This window comes from Ensifer sp. LBL (genome assembly GCF_050435225.1).
GTDB lineage: Bacteria > Pseudomonadota > Alphaproteobacteria > Rhizobiales > Rhizobiaceae > Ensifer.
This window is the reverse complement of record NZ_JBNDJY010000001.1, coordinates 345,687-363,989: the sequence shown is the minus strand read 5'-3', so window position 1 is coordinate 363,989 and position 18,303 is coordinate 345,687. Positions and strand designations below refer to the sequence as shown.

Annotated in this window: 19 protein-coding genes; 14 read left to right on the top strand and 5 right to left on the bottom strand. The window is 63.0% G+C overall.

The genetic code is table 11. From position 1 onward, the window contains the following. Positions 1-72 precede the first annotated feature (72 nt). Positions 73-354, top strand: a complete 282-nt coding sequence (locus OKW20_RS01750) for a hypothetical protein (RefSeq protein WP_043620087.1) — start codon at positions 73-75, stop codon at positions 352-354. Between the two features lie 323 nt (positions 355-677). After that, positions 678-848, top strand: a complete 171-nt coding sequence (locus OKW20_RS01745; RefSeq protein WP_164475067.1) for a hypothetical protein — start codon at positions 678-680, stop codon at positions 846-848. Positions 849-1,030: 182 nt separating this feature from the next. Here the strand turns inward: OKW20_RS01745 and OKW20_RS01740 are convergent, their stop codons facing one another. The 3 genes from OKW20_RS01740 to OKW20_RS01730 all read right to left on the bottom strand — a co-directional run bounded on the left by OKW20_RS01740 (position 1,031) and on the right by OKW20_RS01730 (position 4,517). Next, positions 1,031-1,576 carry a DUF1254 domain-containing protein gene (locus OKW20_RS01740; protein WP_429169822.1) on the bottom strand — a complete coding sequence of 182 codons (546 nt, stop codon included), beginning with the start codon at positions 1,574-1,576 and terminating at the stop codon, positions 1,031-1,033. After that, complete coding sequence (locus OKW20_RS01735) at positions 1,569-2,156, bottom strand: DUF1214 domain-containing protein (protein ID WP_429112986.1); 588 nt, start codon at positions 2,154-2,156, stop codon at positions 1,569-1,571. The genes OKW20_RS01740 and OKW20_RS01735 overlap by 8 nt, the downstream gene beginning before the upstream one ends. Before the next feature lie 144 nt (positions 2,157-2,300). Beyond that, on the bottom strand, positions 2,301-4,517 hold the full coding sequence (locus OKW20_RS01730; protein ID WP_429169821.1) for a transglycosylase domain-containing protein: 2,217 nt from the start codon (positions 4,515-4,517) through the stop codon (positions 2,301-2,303). 152 nt (positions 4,518-4,669) lie between these two features. Here OKW20_RS01730 and OKW20_RS01725 point away from each other — a divergent pair, with 152 nt between their 5' ends. Next, positions 4,670-5,137: a YcgN family cysteine cluster protein gene (locus OKW20_RS01725; protein ID WP_429171120.1), complete on the top strand. Its 468-nt coding sequence runs from the start codon at positions 4,670-4,672 to the stop codon at positions 5,135-5,137. A gap of 74 nt (positions 5,138-5,211) precedes the next feature. Here the strand turns inward: OKW20_RS01725 and OKW20_RS01720 are convergent, their stop codons facing one another. Next, positions 5,212-5,550 carry an MmcQ/YjbR family DNA-binding protein gene (locus OKW20_RS01720; RefSeq protein WP_429169820.1) on the bottom strand — a complete coding sequence of 113 codons (339 nt, stop codon included), beginning with the start codon at positions 5,548-5,550 and terminating at the stop codon, positions 5,212-5,214. A 316-nt stretch (positions 5,551-5,866) separates the two neighbouring features. Then, on the bottom strand, positions 5,867-6,007 hold the full coding sequence (locus tag OKW20_RS01715) for a hypothetical protein (RefSeq protein ID WP_192447458.1): 141 nt from the start codon (positions 6,005-6,007) through the stop codon (positions 5,867-5,869). A gap of 797 nt (positions 6,008-6,804) precedes the next feature. On the opposite strand from OKW20_RS01715, the gene OKW20_RS01710 reads away from it, so the two are divergent. From OKW20_RS01710 to OKW20_RS01660, 11 genes are all read left to right on the top strand, one after another. After that, entirely contained in the window at positions 6,805-7,059 is a 255-nt protein-coding gene (locus OKW20_RS01710; RefSeq protein ID WP_043620079.1) for a hypothetical protein, read from the top strand. Between the two features lie 140 nt (positions 7,060-7,199). Beyond that, the gene (gene feuP / locus OKW20_RS01705; RefSeq protein WP_034789361.1) at positions 7,200-7,871 is read left to right on the top strand and encodes a two-component system response regulator FeuP; all 672 of its coding nucleotides are present in this window, start codon (positions 7,200-7,202) and stop codon (positions 7,869-7,871) included. After that, positions 7,861-9,246 carry an ATP-binding protein gene (locus OKW20_RS01700; RefSeq protein WP_429169819.1) on the top strand — a complete coding sequence of 462 codons (1,386 nt, stop codon included), beginning with the start codon at positions 7,861-7,863 and terminating at the stop codon, positions 9,244-9,246. The genes feuP and OKW20_RS01700 overlap by 11 nt, the downstream gene beginning before the upstream one ends. Positions 9,247-9,483: 237 nt before the next feature. After that, positions 9,484-9,924: a membrane protein gene (locus OKW20_RS01695; protein ID WP_043620076.1), complete on the top strand. Its 441-nt coding sequence runs from the start codon at positions 9,484-9,486 to the stop codon at positions 9,922-9,924. Between the two features lie 130 nt (positions 9,925-10,054). After that, the gene (gene ccmI, locus OKW20_RS01690) at positions 10,055-11,191 is read left to right on the top strand and encodes a c-type cytochrome biogenesis protein CcmI (RefSeq protein WP_429169818.1); all 1,137 of its coding nucleotides are present in this window, start codon (positions 10,055-10,057) and stop codon (positions 11,189-11,191) included. Further along, positions 11,188-11,640, top strand: coding sequence for a cytochrome c maturation protein CcmE (ccmE, locus tag OKW20_RS01685; RefSeq protein WP_429169817.1), 453 nt, complete (start codon positions 11,188-11,190; stop codon positions 11,638-11,640). The genes ccmI and ccmE overlap by 4 nt, the downstream gene beginning before the upstream one ends. Further along, positions 11,637-13,625 (top strand): heme lyase CcmF/NrfE family subunit, encoded by a 1,989-nt coding sequence (locus tag OKW20_RS01680; RefSeq protein WP_429169816.1) that lies wholly within the window; start codon positions 11,637-11,639, stop codon positions 13,623-13,625. Before ccmE ends, OKW20_RS01680 begins: the two co-directional genes overlap by 4 nt. Continuing rightward, entirely contained in the window at positions 13,622-14,077 is a 456-nt protein-coding gene (locus OKW20_RS01675) for a cytochrome c-type biogenesis protein (RefSeq protein WP_429169815.1), read from the top strand. Before OKW20_RS01680 ends, OKW20_RS01675 begins: the two co-directional genes overlap by 4 nt. A gap of 326 nt (positions 14,078-14,403) precedes the next feature. After that, positions 14,404-15,963, top strand: coding sequence for a Do family serine endopeptidase (locus tag OKW20_RS01670; RefSeq protein WP_429169813.1), 1,560 nt, complete (start codon positions 14,404-14,406; stop codon positions 15,961-15,963). Positions 15,964-16,151: 188 nt separating this feature from the next. After that, positions 16,152-16,850: a response regulator transcription factor gene (locus tag OKW20_RS01665; RefSeq protein ID WP_043625726.1), complete on the top strand. Its 699-nt coding sequence runs from the start codon at positions 16,152-16,154 to the stop codon at positions 16,848-16,850. After that, complete coding sequence (locus OKW20_RS01660; protein WP_429169812.1) at positions 16,847-18,250, top strand: sensor histidine kinase; 1,404 nt, start codon at positions 16,847-16,849, stop codon at positions 18,248-18,250. Before OKW20_RS01665 ends, OKW20_RS01660 begins: the two co-directional genes overlap by 4 nt. Positions 18,251-18,303 lie beyond the last annotated feature (53 nt).

Here is an 18,303-nt window from a genome sequence, read left to right as displayed (position 1 = left end):
GCTTTCGACCGACTTTGGCGGAACCAAACGCCAGCCGGCGCGTTGAGCCCGCGCAGACAAGGGAGCGTTGTAATGGTCGAAAAGAAACTGCAGGCGGTGGAAAAAGTTGCCGTGAGTGAAGCGGAATCAGGCGCTCGCGCCGAGGTCGATGCACAGATCGCCGAGTTGCGCGCGGAAATCGCCCGGCTGACGGAAACGGTCTCAGCGATCGGAACGAGTACGAAGGCGGTTGTGCAGAGCGAGGCGGATCTCCTCGCAGAACGCGTGAGAGAGCGTGTGCGTGACGAGCCGCTATCGACCCTGGTCGCCGTTGCGGGTGTGTCCTTCCTGTTCGGTTTGATGTCCCGCCGTTAGCGGGAGAGGCGAGCCTTCGCCCGGATTGCCGCTGTTACCTTGGATACATCGCCAGGGCCGGTCGGCAGACATACTGAACGCAGGTTGGGATTGCAGAGCGTGTATTAGTAATCTGTTAACCAACCTGTGGCTCAATCGAAGTGGACCCGGTATTATCGGGCTGCGTCGTGAACCAGAACAGCAACATCCGGGCAACCGGAAGAAGGAGCAAACGAGAAAGGCGCGCCTGTCCAGGGAAGATCTGGGAAAATGCGCTGGCCCGAGAAGGGCAGGGTGAAATCTGTACGGTAGTTCATCCGTCTCAAGACTTTGTGGAGACGAGCATGGCAGACGTGATCAGAATTCAGGACCGCAAGGTCCGTATACCGCCGCACCGGCCTCCGGCCATTTCGGGTGGAGCGAAAGTGCTGCTGTTCACCGGCATCCGCTACGAGCGCCTCGATCGCGACCCGCAGCCGACCGCACCGGACGGACGCCGCATCAAGAAGCAGTGAGCCCCAGCGCTCCTGTGCAATAGGCGACCGAAACGGTCGCGTTCCAAGTCACTGTTCTTGCCCGCTATCTCGGGCCTATCCCCTATGCACCGCTGCGCTCGACGTGGCATCGGATCATCGCCGCGTATCTCGGCGCAGATTTATAAGCTTGCTGCCGTTGCCCAACGTCCATCCAGGATCGTCTAGCGACGGAACGGCTCGCAGGTCGATTCCGCAAGGAAGTTGCGGACCTGTTCTTCGAAGCTGTCGACCGGTGCCATCGCTCTCAGCACGGCAAAGCCATCCTGTTCCTTCATCTCGATCATGATCGATTGTGCGAGCGCTTGCGGCGGAGACTTTCGCAGCTCGACCAACTGGATCGGCGTTGCGACGATGAGGTCGAGCTTGCCGTTGACCGCGGTGTGGTCGTTCATGCTGAAGACTTCATTCGAATTGCCGTCGAAGACGGCGAGCGACCAGAACGGCACGTTGCCGCTGGCAAGGAAACGCGCCGGTCCGTCCGAGATCGAGAAGCTGCAGACCGCGGTTCTCAGATAAGGATCGTCGTTGGCAAGGCCGGTGGGGCCAGGCGTGCTGGTCAGCGCAAAGAAACTGTCCATCTCCAAAAGCCCGAGGACGCGGGTATAGGCGTCACGGCCCGTGAACTGCGGCAGCGCCAGCACGATGATGATGTGCAGCAGCGCAGCGCCGACCAGGCCGAGGATCGTGGCAAAGAGAACGCTACGCATCGCCGCAACCCGTCTTGGTGATCACCGGCATGGCGAGATCGATCAGGCCGGACGAGCCGGCCGTCGGCGTATCGAGCAGCGTCAGCACCAGCCGGAACGTGCCCGCGTGGCGCACGGCCAGCCAGTTGTCGGGCTGCGCGTTCGGCGACACATGGATGGTGAAGTTGCTGTTTTCACCGCGCAGGACCGTCCAGGAGTTGAGCGCGGAGGGGAGGTCGGAGCCGGGCCGCAGCGGCAGGCCCTCTGCATTCGCGGCGTAAAGCGTCCAGAAGCGGGCCTGTGGCGTTAGCCCAGCAACATCATAGGAGCAGGCCGCCTGGAGCTTTTCGCCCTTGCTGTCGGACTGGGCGCTGAACATCAGCCCTTCGGCACCGCCATAGAGCAACTCGCCCGCGCGCGCCCGATGCGCCTTGGCATAGGGGTCGGCATTGGCCGTCTGCGCCTCGGGAAAGGCGACCCAGGGGCCGATCGCGATCGAGCCGAAGCCGACGGTCGCTTTCAGCGCCCATACCGCCGAGGCGATGCCGCCGCCGAAGGCGATGGCAAGGGTAAGCGCGACGAGGAAGGGGATTCGAAACAAGGGCGACTCTACCGGATATGGTCCTGCGGCGTAACGCCGGCGGGTTGACCCTCTATCTCGCCGAAATCCCGGCCCGGCGCAACGGCGACGGCCTCGAAGCGGATTGCGCGGCAGCGATATGCGACGGGAGCGGACATGCTGGTGTCAGTTGCTGGCGGCATCGACATTCGCCTGTCCAGAGCGCGGTTCTTCCGCCGCGCCGAGAGCGGCGACCTTGCCGCCGGCCTTCTCGGGTGCCTTCAGAGCCGGTGCCTTTTCGAAGGTCTCGCCAATGCTTCGCAGCAGCCGGGTGACGTCGGTCGAAAGCGAGCGCGGCCGCACCAGCGGCGGCAGCGCGTTTTCGTCCGGCTTCGCTGACGCCACCTGCGGCGGCTGCTTTGCCGGCGCCGTGGGCGCGGTGATCCCCGGGATCGTCCGGTGTTCGATGCCCTGCTCGGCGTAGTCCATCAGCCGCTTGAAGGTCATTGCCGGCAGCGAACCGCCGGTCATGTTGTTGGTCGAGGTGTAGTCGTCGTTACCGAACCACACCGCGGTCGTATAGTCGCCAGTGAAGCCGACGAACCAGGCGTCGCGATAGGCCTGCGTCGTGCCGGTCTTGCCGCCGACGACGATGCCGTTGTCGAGCGCGGCCTTGCGCGCCGTGCCGATGATCGGGATCTGCGTCAGCATGGAGTTCATCGACGTGTTGGCGGTTTCGGAGAGGATGCGCCGCGCCGGCGGCGCATCGCGTCCGAAGTCGTAGAGAATGTCGCCGTCATAGTTGAGGATCTGGCTGATCCCGTGGCGTCGTGACTGCATGCCGCCGGCCGGGAACACCGCGTAGGCGGTCGCCTGGTCGAGCACGGTCACTTCCGATGTGCCGAGCGGCATGGTCTTGTCGGTGCGGATCGGGGTCTCGATGCCCATGTCCTTGGCCGTCTGGGCGATCAGGTCCGTGCCGAGCTTGTCCTTGGCGAGGCGCACGGGAATGGTGTTGATCGACTTGGCGATGGCCGTCAGGATGGTAATGCGGCCGGCATAGCTGCGGCCATAATTCTGCGGCGACCATCCGCGCCAGGTGATCGGTGCGTCGACGACGACCGTTTCCGGCGTCATGCCTTTTTCCATCGCTGCCGCGTAGGTATAGACCTTGAAGGAGGAACCCGGTTGGCGCAGTGCGCGGGTCGCACGGTTGAACTGGCTCTCGCCATAGTCGCGGCCCCCAACCATGGCACGCACGGCACCGCCGTTTTCGACCATCACCAGCGCACCCTGCTTCACGCGGAAGCTCTCGCCATATTGGCGCAGGCTCGATTCCACCGAATCCTCGGCGGCATTCTGCAGGCCCATGTCGATGGTGGTGCGCACGATCAGCGAATGTTGCGCGAAGGGGCGGGCGATGCGCTGGACTTCGTCGAAGGCCCAGTCGAGGAAGAAGTCGGGCGCCTTCACCTGGGCGCGGTCGATGACCGTCGCCGGATTAAGTCGCGCGGCGATGACCTGGCCTTCGGTCATCAGGCCGCCCTGGACGAGGTTGGTCAGAACCTCGTTGGCGCGTCCGCGTGCGGCCGGCAGGTTGACGTGCGGCGCATAGCGCGCCGGCGCCTTGAAGAGGCCCGCAAGCATCGCCGATTCCGCAAGGCTGACATCGGTGATCGACTTGCCGAAATAGAACTGCGCCGCGGCCGCCGCACCGAAGGTACCGCCGCCCATATAGGCGCGGTCGAGATAGAGCCGGAGGATTTCCTTCTTCGACAGGTTGCATTCCAGCCAGACGGCGAGGAACGCTTCCTTGATCTTGCGTTCGATCGTCCGCTCGTTCGACAGGAAGAGGTTCTTGGCGAGCTGCTGCGTCAGTGTAGAACCGCCCTGCACGACACCGCCGGCGCGGGCGTTTTCGGTCATGGCACGGGCAAGGCCCAGGAAGTCGATGCCCCAATGGTCGAAGAAGCGCCGGTCCTCGGTCGCCAGCACCGCCTTGATCAGGTGATCCGGCAGTTCGTCGATCGGCACCGAGTCTTCGTGGATAATGCCGCGATGGCCGATCTCGTTGCCATAGCGGTCGAGGAAGGTGACGGCGAAATCGCTCTGGGCGCGCCAGTTGCCCTTGGTTTCCTCGAAGGCCGGAAGGGCGAGTGCCAGCATCAGCACCGAGCCGACGGTGCCCCAGTTCATGCCTTCGCCGAGCACCTCGAAGACGGCCTTCTTCCAGCCCGTGACGCGGAAGCGGCGGAAGAAGATGGTGGTGTCCTCCCACCATTGCCCCAGCTTGAAGCCGGCATTCCAGACCGTGGAATCGATCCAGGAGTCGATCCTGAGAAAGATGTGCCGTTTCTTCGGCCGATTATCGTCTTTCCTCGGTTCCCGCACGGTCTCAACCACCTGAAGGCTCTACGGCATCATGCCGGCGCCATGTAATATTTGCACGGCGTCAAATTCCAATCTACTTGCATATCGCGCCGCCGGCCTTAAAAAACCGGCAATTTTCTGCGAAATTTCTGTATCGCGAGCGATTTGACGAAAGTGTGATGACGATGGGCGAAATGCCTTTCTGGAAGGCGAAAAGCCTTGAAGACATGACCGATACCGAGTGGGAAAGCCTCTGTGACGGCTGCGGCCTCTGTTGTCTCAACAAGCTCGAGGATTGGGACACGGGCGAGATCGCCTGGACCTCGATCCGCTGTACGCTTCTCGACGGCGAGAGCTGTCGCTGCAAGGACTATCCCAACCGCCAGGCGACTGTGCCCGACTGTATCCAGCTGACGCCGAAGGCCGTGCGCGAAATCACCTGGCTGCCGCCGACCTGCGGCTACCGGTTGGTGGCCGAAGGGCGCGATCTCTACTGGTGGCATCCGTTGATTTCGGGCGATCCGGAAACGGTTCACACCGCCGGCATTTCCGTGCGCGGCCGCACCGTTGCGGAAGACGGCATCGATGTCGACGATTACGAGGATTATCTCGTCACCTGGCCGCTGGAAGTGGGACAGGAAAACGCGGACTAACAAGGGGTTAGCCGAAGTGGCGGAATCGTTTTGGCAGTGCGGCGCCGGCAGGGCCGTTCTGCCGCAACGCACCTCTAGTGGCTGCCGCCGTTCTTCTTGACGAGGCTTTTCGGCGCAACATTGCGCCACGCCGTTTCCATCGATTGCCGCACGAGATCCTCGTCGGCCTGGACGAAGTAGAACGACGTCCAGCCGCGATCGCCCCAGCCTCCGGGCACTGCCGCACAGACGCCCGGCTCCATTTCCAGAAGCATGCGCTGCTGGTCGGGGGTGAACTTGAAAACGGCACGACCGGCCTCCGGCAGGGTCATGAAAATACGCTTCCCGACGCGAAAATCTCGCGTCCCGAAATGCGCATTTTCCTCCGTTCCAGGCAGGCTCAGCGCGAGTCTTTCGATCTCTTCCGTCAGCATGAAGAAAGATTAACATGCTTTTGCCGAATGGCAAAAAGGCTGAAAATCACTACAAAAATTGCAAGGGGTGCCCTTGATGCGCGCGCTCGACAAGGGCGCTAGCGGAGCCTGATCGGGCTGCCTGGATGGGCTTTGGCATCGGTGGTGGCGCGCCCGCCGCACGGGGCGGGAAAACATCGCGACCGGCGGTGATAGCCTCACCGCCGGTCCGCTAAGGACTCACCGAAAAGCGCTCTGAACGAGCGCTGTCCGACGACAATCTAGGGAAATCGAAGGGCAGGGCCGGTGACGCGCAGGCGCGCCACTCAGGCGGGCCTCATTCCGCCGGTGCGACCGGCTTCGGCGTTGCGTCGCTCGCGGCGCGCATCTCACGCCATTCGCTCTCGAAACGGTCGAGCAATGATTGCGGTACTTTGGACTGCTGAGATGCGGGCTGGTTGTTTGCGAGCGTCTGCATGCGATCCTCCCGGGTTCTGTGACGGTTTCGTGATGTATGATGTGGCGGACAATTTCACATCGCAAAGGCTTTGTAAATCAGTGGCTTAAATCATTTAAACGATTGAAAAATCTTTAAATCGATTAATTTTTCGTTTATACACAGCACGCATCGCGCCTGGTCGTCAACAGGTTTAAGTTGCAGCTATTTTTGAAGTAATTTGCGCGCATAGATTGTGGCAAAAGGGTCGGCCGGTTCGCAGTGCTTTGTCTAAGAAGACGACACTGCTGCGGGCGTGATCGGTGCCGTGGTGACGCATTGCCTCGCAAGGGCCGAGGGCCGTAATGGCCGAGCCTTGTTTGAAAGGGCGCCGAACCTGAATCAGTCTCTGAAGTGTTTGAATCTCGCTGCGAGCGACAGCCGCCAAGCGATTCAAAAGAATCGGCAAAATGGGTGCGAAGCCATGCCGCCCTCGATCGGGAACGGCGCTGCTTAGGTCAGCAAAAAGATCCTAGCAAAACATGCTTAACGAAAGCTGACGGTTGGGCTGTTCCGTCTGGTGGCCTTGGGTTCCCGGCCGCGTTCCTCGCGTGATCGCGTCGCCCAAACTGTCGCAGGAAGCGGCTATGGCTAGGCAACGGATTGACCGATGCGGGTTTCCTCCAGGGAAGAATCGCCGCAATCTAAGGTCGGATTTCGGGGGAGATGATGCGTTTCCCGATAGTGCTTGCCGGTCCGAAAGGCCGACATTCATTTGCCATTCAGCCTCGTTCGTTTATTCCTTCTGCCATGATGCTTCCCAAGTCGAAAGTGCGTTCATGTCTTCACCAGTGATCATAGCCGCGCTTGCTGCAGGCCTCGCCGGCTTCAGCCCGCCAGCGATCAGCGTGCCGTCGGATATTGTCGTTCGTGTGGCCGGCGATTGCAGTGCGGCTGCCGCGCAGGTCGTTGCCGACACCGGCGGCGAGTTGCTGTCGGCGCAGCCGACGTCCGACGGTCAGTGCGTGATCACCGTGCTTGTTCCCGGCAATGGCGGCAGGCCGAAGAAGGTAACCGTCAAGGTGCCGATGTAGGCTATCCCTGCAGCGCCGCGTGCCGTATCAGGCGTACGAAGGTCGCTGTAGCACTTTGAATGGCTGCGTGTTCTTATCCTTAAATCGGCCAGATTTGGCGAAACATGCAGCAGGATGGCCGCGAGAGGAAGTAAAGACGGATGCGCATTCTGATTGTCGAGGACGACGCCAACCTGAACCGGCAGCTCGCCGAGGTGCTGAAGGAGGCCGGCTACGTCGTTGACCAGGCCTATGATGGCGAGGAGGGGCACTATCTCGGCGACGCCGAGCCCTATGATGCCGTGATCCTCGACATCGGCCTGCCGGAGATGGACGGCATCACCGTCCTTGAAAAATGGCGTGGCGACGGCAAGACCATGCCGGTCCTGATCCTGACGGCGCGTGACCGCTGGAGCGACAAGGTGGCTGGCATCGATGCCGGCGCCGACGACTATGTCGCCAAGCCGTTCCACGTCGAAGAAGTTCTCGCCCGCATCCGCGCGCTGATCCGGCGCGCTGCCGGCCATGCGAGCTCGGAGATCGTCTGCGGCCCGGTCCGCCTCGACACCAAGGGCTCCAAGGCAACGGTCGATGGCGTGGCATTGAAGCTGACGTCGCACGAGTTCCGGCTGCTCTCCTATCTCATGCACCACATGGGCCAGGTGGTTTCGCGCACGGAACTGGTCGAGCATATGTACGATCAGGATTTCGATCGCGATTCCAATACGATCGAAGTGTTCATCGGCCGGCTGCGCAAGAAGATCGGCAACGATCTGATCGAAACGGTGCGCGGTCTCGGATACCGAATGCAAGCGCCGGGCAATGGCAATTAGATCGCTCACCGCCCGCGTCCTGGTAGTTTCGACCGTCTGGGCGGTCGTCTCTCTGGTCGTGATCGGCGTGGTCATTTCCGAACTCTATCGCCAGGGCTCCGAGCGCGGCTTCAAGGATTTGCTGAGGGCGCAGCTTTTCAACGTCGTCAATTCGATCTCCGTAAACGAGAGGACGGTGCTCTCGGGCAGCCCGCAGCTCGGTGATCTCAGGTTTTCCCAACCGCAGACCGGCTGGTACTGGGTCGTCGATCCGATCGGCGAGTTCGATACGCCGCCTTTGATCTCGACCTCGCTCGGCAACGGCAAGCTGCCGATCGCCAGCGTCGACGAGGTGCCCTTCGATACCGGCTATGTCCGCTTCTACACCACCAAGGATCCCTTCGGGAACGAGGTCGAGGTCTCCGAGACCGAGGTCGTTCTCGACATCCAGGGCCATACGGCGCGCTTTCGCGTGGCGGGCAACCGCGATGTGCTCGAGGCCGACATCAACCGCTTCACCCGCAACCTGACGATCGCGCTCTCCATCTTCGGTCTTGGAGGGCTCGGCGTGAACGCGCTCACCATCCTCTTCGGTCTTAGGCCTCTCGATGAGGTCCGGCGCTCGATGGAAAAGATCCGCGCCGGCGAAAGCGAACGGTTGGATGGTGCATTCCCGCGCGAGATCCAGCCGCTCGCCAACGAGGTCAACGCGCTGATCGACAGCAACCGCCGCATCGTCGAGCGCGCCCGCATGCAGGTCGGCAATCTTGCCCATTCGCTGAAGACGCCGATCGCGGTGCTGCTGAACGAGGCGCGGGTGCTCGAGGCATCGCACGGCGAGCTGGTGCGCACCCAGGTCGATGCGATGCAGACCCAGGTTCAGTCCTATCTGAGCCGCGCCCGGATCGCGGCGCAGCGCGAGTCCGTGCTGGCGCGGACCGAAGCGCAGCCGGCGCTCGAACGCCTCGTGCGTGTCATGCGCAAGCTCAATCCGGAAAAGCAGGTTCATCTGTCTATCAACCCGCCGGGACTGGTTCTTGCCATGGAGCTGCAGGACGTCGAGGAGACCGTCGGCAACCTGCTCGAAAATGCCGCCCGCCACGCCCGAGCAGAGGTATGGCTGAACGTCAGGCCGGCGCCGAGCGAGGTTCATGCCAAGGAACCAGGACGGCAGTGGATCGTTCTCGATATCGACGACGATGGGCCGGGGCTCAACCCCGACCAGATCGCCGTGGCGATGAAGCGCGGCAAGCGGCTCGACGAAAGCAAGCCGGGAACCGGGCTCGGTCTTTCGATCGTCAGCGAGATCGTTCGGGAGTACCAGGGCACAATCACCCTGTCGCGACGGGACGAGGGAGGCTTGCGGGCGGAACTGGTTTTGCCGGCGGCCGTTTAGAGGGTGCGGGAGAAATACGTGGGTCTGGCGTCGCTCGCATGCGAATCCATCGTGATTTAGGGGTCACACCCGTGCTTGAAAATGTCACACCCGCGGGGCCCGCCGTTGCCTCGGCGCGCGGGGAATGCCAAAAGAAAATCAAGGACTAGTCGTCACCGTGCTCGAATGGAACGAGCTTAAGGATGCGGCTTCGGATAGGATGATTGAGTGTCGCGGATCATGAGGAACCAGGCAGAAATGACACGGGCTATTGTCGTCGGCGGCAGGATCGTTGTGGTCGCTTCGGCCGTCGCACTGGCCGGATGCGGCACGACGGGCAGCAAGGGCGCGGCCGGCAGCCTCGGCTCGACGGCGACGCGCGGCGCCACCTCGACCAATTACATCGCGGCACTCCAGGGCGGGGTGATCGCGCGTCTCACCGATCTCGACATCGGAGCATCCGACCGCCAGAGGGCGCTTGAGGCGGAGTACCGCGCACTTGAAGCGGCCCCCGGTGGCCAACCGGTGACCTGGGACGGGCGTGGCGTCAACGGTTCGGTCGTTGCAGCCGCTCCCTATCAGGTCGGGTCGCAGAACTGCCGCCAGTATAGCCACACGGTTACCGTCAAGGGCCAGCCAAAGACGGCGCGGGGCGCTGCCTGCCGCAACCCGGATGGCAGCTGGACGCCGCTGACCTGAGGCCTGGCAGGCCGGGGTCTTCCGGATGCGCCCGGGCTGCTCGATCCGCCGTTGCGGCGAAACGCCTCAAATCTCCGTCATAAGGGGTTTTCGTGTTGGAATGGCATGGGGGCCATAGTATTGAGCTTCCATGTTGTTCTGGATCCTCGTCGCCACCCTGACGGCGGCCGTCGCTGCCGTGCTCATCCTGCCGCTGCTGCGGGCAGGGGAAGCCCCGTCGTCTCCTCACAGCCATGACATCGAGGTCTATCGCGACCAGCTCGAAGAGTTGAAGCGCGACCAGGACAGCGGTCTGATCCGCGGCGATGATGCCGAGCTTGCTCGCGCCGAAGTGGCGCGCCGGCTGCTGGCCGCTGGCGAGAGCGACAGCGAGGCGACGCCGGCCGCTGCGCCGCGTCGCAGTGTCAGCCGTCTGGCCCAGGCCTTCGTGCTGCTCTGTCTTCCGGCCGTCGGGCTCTGTCTTTACTTGCTGACCGGCAGCCCGGGCCTTCCGGCGCAGCCGCTCGCCGCACGCCTGGCCGATCCCAATGGCGACATCAACATCCTGATTGCCAAGGCCGAGAACCACCTGGCGATAAACCCGAACGACGGCGCCGGCTGGGATCTGCTTGCGCCGATCTACATGCGAAACGGCCGTGTCGAAGATGCAGTCGATGCCTATGACCGGGCGATCCGCCTGCTTGGCCCGACGCCGGCACGTCTCGGCGGCTATGCCGAGGCGATGGTCGTGCAGTCCGACGGCGTCGTGACGAGCAAGGCGCAGGACGCACTGAAGCAGGCGCTGACGCTCGATCCCAATGACCCGCGCTCGGAATTCTATCTTGCCCTCGGCCTCAAGCAGGAAGGCAAGAAAGCGGAAGCGCTGACTGCCTTCAACCGACTGGTCGCGACATCACCCGCCGACGCACCCTGGCTGCCGCTCGTCAAGCAGCACGTGGCTGAATTGGGGGGCGCCACCAGCGCTGCAGCGCCGGGCAATCCGAGTGCCGATGATGTGGCTGCGGCCCAGAGCATGAGCGCCGGCGATCGCCAGGAAATGATCCGGGGTATGGTCGGCAGCCTGGAGAGCCGGCTGAAGGAAAATCCGGATAATCTCGAAGGCTGGGCGCGGCTGATCCGCTCCCATGTTGTCCTTGATCAACGAGACAAGGCGCTGGCCGCGCTAAGGGAAGGCCTAAAAACCTTCCCGGCCGATGGCGACGGCGGCAAGCAGCTGCTGGCGCTGGCGCGCGAGCTCGGGATTGCCACCGACGGAGTAACGCAATGACGCGCAAACAAAAAAGACTGGCGATCATCGGCGGCGGCGTCGGTTTCCTGTTGCTTGCAGCCTTCCTCGTGATGTTCGCTTTCAGCCAGGCGATCGCCTATTTCTATGTGCCGAGCGACCTCGAAAAGGCCAACGTGCCACCGGGAACCCGCATCCGCCTCGGCGGCGTCGTCGAAGCCGGCTCCGTCAAGCGCGGCGACGGCAAGACGGTGACCTTCACCGTTACCGATACGCTGAGCGGTGTGCCGGTCACCTATACCGGCATCCTGCCCGACCTGTTCCGCGAGGGGCAGGGCGTTGTGACGGAGGGAACCTTCGTTGCGGGAAGCTCGGTCTTCGTGGCAGACTCGGTTCTCGCCAAGCATGACGAGACCTATATGCCCAAGGATGTCGCCGACCGTTTGAAGGCCCAGGGCGTCGAGCTCAGCGGGAAGGAAACCATCAAGTGATCATCGAGCTCGGACACTACGCTCTGGTTCTGGCGCTGGCGACTGCGGTCATTCAGGCGGCCCTGCCGATCCTCGGCGCACGGCTGAAAGATCGCGGCCTGATGGAGCTGGCCTCCAGTGCCGCCGTCGCCTGCTTTCTGCTCGTCGCTTTCGCCTTTGCCGTCCTCACCTTCGCCTATGTGACCTCGGACTTCTCGGTCCGCAACGTCTGGGAAAACTCCCATTCGCTGAAGCCGCTGATCTACAAGATCTCGGGCGTCTGGGGGAACCATGAAGGCTCGATGCTGCTTTGGCTGTTGATCCTGACGTTCTTCTCGGCGCTGGTTGCCGCCTTCGGGCGCAACCTGCCGGAAACGCTGAAGGCAAACGTGCTTGCCGTCCAGGCCTGGATCGCGATGGCCTTCGCGCTCTTCATCTTGCTGACGTCCAATCCGTTCGCGCGGTTGATGCCGGCGCCGGGCGAGGGCAAGGACCTGAACCCGATCCTGCAGGATGTCGGTCTCGCCATCCATCCGCCGCTGCTCTATCTCGGCTATGTCGGTTTCTCCGTCTGCTTCTCCTTTGCCATCGCGGCCTTGATCGAGGGTCGCATCGACGCCGCCTGGGCGCGCTGGGTCCGTCCGTGGACGCTCGCTGCCTGGACCTTCCTCACCGCCGGCATCTCCATGGGCTCCTACTGGGCCTATTACGAGCTCGGCTGGGGCGGCTGGTGGTTCTGGGATCCGGTCGAAAACGCCTCCTTCATGCCCTGGCTTGCGGGAACCGCGCTTTTGCACTCCGCGCTGGTCATGGAAAAGCGCGAAGCCCTGAAGATCTGGACCGTGCTTCTCGCGATCATGACCTTCTCGCTGTCGCTGCTCGGCACCTTCCTTGTCCGCTCGGGCGTCCTGACCTCGGTTCACGCCTTCGCCACCGACCCGACCCGCGGCATCTTCATCCTCGCCATTCTCGTCTTCTTCATCGGCGGTGCGTTCACGCTCTTCGCATTGCGCGCTTCGCATCTGAAGGCCGGAGGCATCTTCGCGCCGATCTCGCGTGAGGGCGCGCTGGTCTTCAACAACCTTATCCTGACGACGGCGACCGCGACGGTCCTGACAGGCACGCTCTATCCGCTGGTGCTTGAGGCGCTCACCGGAGACAAGATCTCCGTCGGCCCGCCCTTCTTCAACATGACCTTCGGCCTGTTGATGCTGCCGCTGCTCTTTGCGGTGCCCTTCGGCCCGCTGCTTGCCTGGAAGCGCGGCGACTTTGCCGGCGTTTCGCAGCGGCTCTTCGCAGCGGTCGCCATCGGTCTGCTCTTCGGTGTCGCCTATTATTACTTCATGAATGGCGGCCCGGTTCTGGCGCTCTTCGGCATTGCCCTTGGCGTCTACGTGATTGTCGGGTCGTTGACGGACCTTGCGCTGCGCTCCGGCCTCGGCAAGGTCGCGGGCAATGTTGCCTGGCGGCGCTTCTCCGGCCTGCCGCGTTCTGCCTTCGGCACGGCGCTTGCACATATCGGCCTTGGCGTCACCCTGATCGGCATCGTCGCCGTCACGGCCTTCGAAACCGAAACAGTCGTCGAGATGAAGCCGGGCATGACGGTCGATGCCGGCGGCTACACCCTGCGCTTCGACGGAATGCGCAATGGCAGCGGCCCGAACTATTCCGAGGAGTCCGGCCACTTCACCATCAGCCGCGGCGGTGTCGCAATTGACGAAGTCTGGTCATCGAAGCGCCTCTACCAGGCGCGCCGCATGCCGACGACGGAAGCCGGCATCCGCACCTTCGGTTTGAGCCAGCTCTATGTCTCGCTCGGCGACCAGATCAGCGAAGGCGGTATCGTCGTGCGCATCTGGTGGAAGCCGATGATCCTGTGCATCTGGGGCGGCACCCTCTTCATGATGGCGGGTGGCTTCGTCTCCCTGAGTGACCGCCGCCTGCGCGTCGGCGCGCCGGCCAAGGCCAAGCGACCGAAGACGGTGCCGGTGGGGGCTGCGGAATGAAGCGACTGCTCCTGGCACTCCTGCTTGTACTTGCGCCTGTCGGCTCAGCCTTTGCCGTCAACCCGGATGAGGTGCTTGCCGATCCCGCGCTCGAAGCGCGGGCGCGGGCGATCTCGGCGGAACTGCGCTGCATGGTCTGCCAGAACCAGTCGATCGACGATTCCAACGCCGAGCTTGCCAAGGACCTGCGCGTGCTCGTGCGTGAGCGGCTGGCGAACGGCGACAGCGACACGGCAGTCATCGATTACGTCGTGTCCCGCTATGGCGAATTCGTACTGCTGAAGCCGCGCTTCGAGACGAAGACCCTGATCCTCTGGGGTATGCCGGCGACCCTGCTCCTCGTCGGGGCGATTACGCTTGTTATCGCCTCTCGCCGTCGCGGCGCCCAGGCCAAGGGCGCGCCGCTTTCCGAGGACGAAAAGGAAAAGCTGGAGAAGCTGCTTCAGCCTTAACGCGGCGCTCGCCGAACGCGCATCCGTTGCACCGGCCCCGCACTAATCTTTTGATATCGCTGGAGATCCCCGCCAGCGGCTGAGAATGCCGCTCGCGCCAACGCGCAATTCCCGGTAGGCCCTTGGTCGAGCCCGGGCCAGCTCTTCGCAACATTACCAAAAATTCATTTTCCGGACAGAACTCAGTAAGGTCCCATCCGTTACATCTTTGGTCATCGGCTGTTCCTCCAGTCAGCCAAAACGAATTCCGCCTTCCCTGAGGCGGTTTCGCAACCAGGTTTCGGTGCCGTCTTCGACGGCATCAAGGAAGAGAAAAGGCAAAACGGATGTTTACGACCAAATCCCTGCGTCCCTCCCTCAAGACCGTTCTGAAGACCTCGACCGTCGCCGGCCTTGCCGCCGTTATGCTGACCTCGGGTCTGCCGGCCAGCATCTCGCAATCCTTTGCCGATCCGGTGAAGGTAGAAGCGCCGTCGGTGCCGAGCTTCGCCAACGTCGTCGAGGCCGTTTCGCCGGCGGTCGTTTCGGTCCGCGTTCAGTCGCGCGCCAATCCGGTGTCGGAAGACGGAAGCAGTTTCGACTTCAACTTCAACGGTCGCGGCTTCGATGATCTGCCGGAAGACCATCCGCTGAAGCGTTTCTTCAAGGAATTCGGCCCGCGCGGTGACGATCGTGCCGACCGCGGCCCCGGCCGACGCGGCCCGCATGGCGAAGGCCGCCTGCGTCCGACCGCTCAGGGCTCCGGCTTCTTCATCTCCGATGACGGTTACCTCGTCACCAACAACCACGTCGTTTCCGACGGCTCGGCCTTCACCGTCATCCTCAACGACGGCACCGAGCTCGACGCCAAGCTGGTCGGCAAGGACAGCCGCACGGATCTCGCCGTGCTCAAAGTCGATGACAAGCGCAAGTTCACCTATGTCAGCTGGGCCGACGACAGCAAGGTCCGCGTCGGCGACTGGGTGGTTGCCGTCGGCAATCCCTTCGGTCTCGGCGGCACGGTAACCTCGGGCATCGTCTCCGCGCGTGGCCGCGACATCGGCTCCGGCCCCTATGATGATTACCTGCAGGTCGACGCGGCGGTGAACCGCGGCAACTCGGGTGGCCCGACCTTCAACCTCTCCGGCGAAGTCGTCGGCATCAACACGGCGATCTTCTCGCCGTCGGGCGGTGGCAACGTCGGTATCGCCTTTGCCATCCCGTCGACCGTTGCCAAGGATGTGGTTGCCGACCTGATCAAGGACGGCTCGGTTTCCCGCGGCTGGCTCGGCGTGCAGATCCAGCCCGTCACCAAGGACATCGCCGAATCGCTCGGCCTTTCGGAAGCAAGCGGCGCGCTCGTCGTCGAGCCGCAGACCGGTTCGCCGGGCGAAAAAGCCGGCATCAAGAAGGGCGATGTCGTAACCGCGCTGAACGGCGATACGGTCAAGGATCCGCGTGACCTTGCCCGCAAGGTTGCGGCGATCCGCCCGGGCACCACGGTCGACCTGGCCCTGTGGCGCGACGGCAAGGCGGAAACCGTCAAGCTCGAAATCGGCACGCTGCCGAAGGACGACAAGGAAGCGGCCAAGAGCCAGGACGACCAGTCCGATGAAGCCCAGCCGTCGAGCGAGCAGGCACTGGCCGACCTTGGCGTCTCGGTCGTGCCGTCCGACGATGGCAAGGGCGTCACCATCGCTTCGGTCGACGAAGACTCCGATGCCAGCGATCGCGGCCTGAAGCAGGGCGAAAAGATCGTCTCGGTGAACAATCAGGAAGTGAAGTCCGCCGACGACATCCTGAAGGTCATCAACACTGCCAAGAAGGACGGCCGTAGCAAGGCGCTCTTCCAGATTGAGGCCCAAAACGGCAGCCGCTTCGTGGCCCTTCCGATCGACAAGGGCTGATCGCGGCAGTCAGATGATTGACCGGAGCGCCGCGATTTCCAAGTGATGTCGCGGCGCTCGCCGTTTGGAGCGGGATGTGAAAAGGTGTGTGCGGTTTTCCGCCCGCATCCCGCTCTCCCTCGCGAGAGCACTCGCCAACCCGGTTGTCGAAAGTCGAAACCGGTTGAGACAGACAGGGGTCCGGGACTATGGTCGCGCGTATGAAGATTCTCATCATTGAAGACGATCTCGAGGCGGCAGCCTACCTGGCGAAAGCCTTCCGCGAGGCGGGCATCGTGTCCGATCACGCCAGCGATGGCGAGAGCGGCCTGTTCATGGCCAGCGAGAACAATTACGACGTTCTCGTGGTGGACCGCATGCTGCCGCGTCGAGACGGTCTCTCTGTCATCACCGAGCTTCGCCGCAAGGACATTCACACGCCGGTGCTGATCCTGTCGGCGCTCGGCCAGGTGGACGACCGGGTAACGGGTCTGCGCGCAGGTGGCGACGATTATTTGCCGAAGCCCTACGCCTTCAATGAGCTGCTCGCCCGCGTCGAGGTGCTCGGCCGCCGCAAGGGCACGCCGGATCAGGACATGGTTTACCGCGTCGGCGATCTGGAACTCGACCGCCTGTCACATTCCGTGCGCCGGCAGGGAAAGGAAATTCCTCTGCAGCCGCGCGAATTCCGCCTGCTCGAATATCTGATGAAGAACGCCGGCCAGGTCGTCACTCGCACGATGCTGCTGGAGAACGTCTGGGACTATCACTTCGACCCGCAGACCAACGTGATCGACGTGCATGTTTCGCGGCTGCGCTCGAAGATCGAGAAGGACTTCGATGTGCCGCTGCTGCGCACCGTGCGTGGCGCCGGCTACATGATCAAGGATGACCGGGCGCCCGCATGAGCAAGCTTCGCGTTCTCTTCAGAACGACCGCGGTCCGGCTTTCCGCCCTCTACCTCATCCTCTTTTCGCTCTGTGCTGCCTTTCTCGTCATCTACGTCACCGGCATGTCGGAGCGGCTGCTGCAGCAGCAGACCCGTGACGCCGTTACCGCCGAGGTGGCGCAGATCGAGCAGGTCTATAGCCGCGCCGGCATGAACGGCCTGTTGCGCTCGCTCGAGCGGCGGGCACGCCAGCCGGGCGCCAATCTCTACGTGATCGCGGGACCGAGCGGCGAAATCCTCGCCGGCAACGTCGCGAGCCTGGAGCCGGGCCTGCTCGACAGCGAAGGCTGGACCGAGCGTCCCTTCGCCTATCAGCGCTATACCGACGAGAGCAAGAAGGACACCCATGTGGCGCTTGCCCATGTGCTGGTGCTCGACAATGGTCTGCGCATTCTCGTCGGCCGCGACCTGCAGGAGCCGCAGAAGTTCCGCGCGCTGGTGCGCCAGGCGCTGATGGTGGCGCTCGGCGTCATGGGGCTCGGCGCGCTCGTTATCTGGTTCGGCATTGGTCGCAACGCTCTGAAGCGTATCGACCGCATGTCGGAGGCGAGCACCAAGATCATGGCCGGCGATCTGTCGCAGCGCCTGCCGATGAGCGGTTCGGGCGACGAGTTCGACCGGCTGTCGGAATCGCTGAACGCCATGCTCAGCCGCATCGAGAAACTGAACGAAGGGCTGCGACAGGTCTCCGACAACATTGCCCACGACCTGAAGACGCCGCTGACGCGGCTGCGCAACAAGGCGGAAGCAGCCCTTGCGCGCAAGGGCACGAGCCAGCGCGGCGCGCTGGAGGAGATCATCGGCGAATCCGATCAACTGATCCGCACTTTCAACGCGCTTCTGATGATCTCGCGCGTCGAGGCCGGCTCGTCTGCCGCCGAGATGAGCGACATTGACCTTTCGCAGATCGTCGCCGATTGCGTCGAGCTCTACGAACCGGTGGCCGAAGATGGCGGTCTGAAACTCGAAGCCGACGTCGCCCCGGCTCTGGTGATTTCAGGCAACCGCGAACTGATCGGCCAGGCCCTCGGCAACCTCATCGACAACGCCATCAAATATGCCGATGGCGCCGAGAACCCCCTGATCAAGGTCTCGCTGGAAAAGCGCGAGGGGAGTGTGTTGCTGTCGGTTGCCGATCACGGTTCGGGCATACCGGCGGCGATGCGCGACGAGGTGATCAAGCGCTTCGTACGCCTTGATGAGAGCCGGTCCAAGCCAGGCACCGGCCTTGGCCTGTCGCTGGTCGAGGCAGTCATGGAAATGCACCATGGCGCGCTGCATCTCACAGACACGGTTCCGTCCGCCGAAGGCGGCAAGGGTCTGACGGTTCAGATGGTTTTCCCGGTGGCGGCAACCTGATAGACCGGTTCTGGGAGAACGAGGTGGAGTGAGGCAGCGCGCGCGGTCGTTGC